The 1,706-nt window shown below is 55.7% G+C and carries 1 protein-coding gene; it reads right to left on the bottom strand.

The genetic code is table 11. From position 1 onward, the window contains the following. On the bottom strand, nucleotides 1-1,631 hold a 1,631-nt coding region (locus Q0F21_RS07755), incomplete at its 3' end, for a urocanate hydratase (protein ID WP_297238826.1). Nucleotides 1,632-1,706 lie beyond the last annotated feature (75 nt).

The raw sequence follows: 1,706 nt of genomic DNA, 5'->3' as shown, positions 1-1,706 counted from the left end.
CGGAAGGGCGAGTCGGTACCACTCACATCGTGGTGGTCGCGGCCCAGCATGACGGGACCGATCTTACCCTCACGAACCATCTCATTGAACTTAAGGGCGATCCGTACCCTACCCTCGCAGTCCTGGTAGAGGATACGTGCCTGCGTACCGACGACGAGAGCATTCTTCTCTGCATCACGGATCCAGACGTAGTTGTCCCTATCCTGATATCGTCTCGTGGGATCAATGCACTCCATAGCCGCATGGTCGGTCGCTCTCAGATCCTCCGGCTTGCCACTCAGGCAGACCCAGCGGAAGGGACCGTAACCAAAGTCGAAGAGCAGCGGACCCATGATGTCCTCCACGTAGGATGGCCAGATGAAGCCCTCCTTGTCATCGACACCATTCTTGGAGATCTCCTTGACTCCGGCATCGAAGACTGCCTTCATGAAGGAGTTACCGTAGTCAAAGAAGTAGGTTCCTCTCGATACGAGCGTCTTGATAGCCTCGAAGTGACGCTTCAGTGTGAGATCGACTTCGCGCTTAAATTCCTCACGATCCTTCTCCAGCATCTCGGTACGCTTGTCGAAGTCAAGTGTTACCGGGCAGTAGCCACCGATATAGACAGCGTGGCAGCTGGTCTGGTCGGAGAGGAGGTCGATGTGGATATTCTTCTCGACCGCATACTCAAGCAGGTCGACAATATTACCGTGAAATGCGATGGAAGTGGGCTTCTTGCTCTTCATCCCCTCGGCGGCCATCTCGAAGGCCTCCTCCTTGGACTCTGCTACCAGCTGTACCCAGCCCTGCTCCAGCCGCTGACCGATACGTGAGGCATCAACTTCCGCCACGATAGAGACGGCACCGGCGATGTCAGCCGCCTTGGGCTGAGCACCACTCATACCTCCGAGACCGGAGGAGACGAATAGTCGACCGGCGAGGTCTCCATCCTCGGGGATGCCGAGCTTCAGACGACCGGCATTGAGGAGGGTATTGAAGGTACCGTGGACGATCCCCTGTGGGCCAATGTACATCCAGCCTCCGGCAGTCATCTGACCATAATTGGCGACACCCATCTCGGCTGCCACCTCCCAGTCGTCCTGATTATTGTACTCGCCGATCATCATAGAGCTGGTCTCGATGACGCGGGGAGCGTCCTCACGGCTCTCAAAGACACCCAGCGGGTGACCACTATGGAGCACGAGGGTCTGACGCTTGGTCAGGTTTCGGAGATAGTACATGACGATGCGGTACTGCATCCAGTTCTGGAAAACCTGACCCATCTCGCCGTAGGTTACGAGCTCGTAGGGATATAGCGCGATGTCGAAGCAGAGGTTGTTGTCGATCATCACCTGAAGTCCCTTGCCGGCAAGACACTTGCCCTCGTAGTCGTTGATCGGCTTAGCGGAGAGGTTACCGGTCGGGCGGAAGCGATAGCCATAGATACGACCTCTCTCCTCCAGCTCCTTCAGGAACTCAGGTGCAAGCTCCGCATGGAACTTCCGCGGGATGTAGCGGAGGGCATTTCGCAGTGCCACTTCTTTCTGGTGCTTCGTCAGCCGACAGCCTCTGTCGGGCGCTCGACGGATACCGGACTCAAACTTCGGGTAGACAGGCAGCTTTCCACCGGGGAAGAGCGCCTCTTCAAACATATTGTTATCCATTAGATTGATAAGGAATGGTGGTATATAATTGTCTTTCTGACGGACCAAATATAAGCATATTTT

This window comes from uncultured Porphyromonas sp. (assembly GCF_934359325.1).
In the GTDB taxonomy this organism is placed as follows: domain Bacteria; phylum Bacteroidota; class Bacteroidia; order Bacteroidales; family Porphyromonadaceae; genus Porphyromonas_A.
This window is presented reverse-complemented; position numbering and strand designations above follow the sequence as displayed.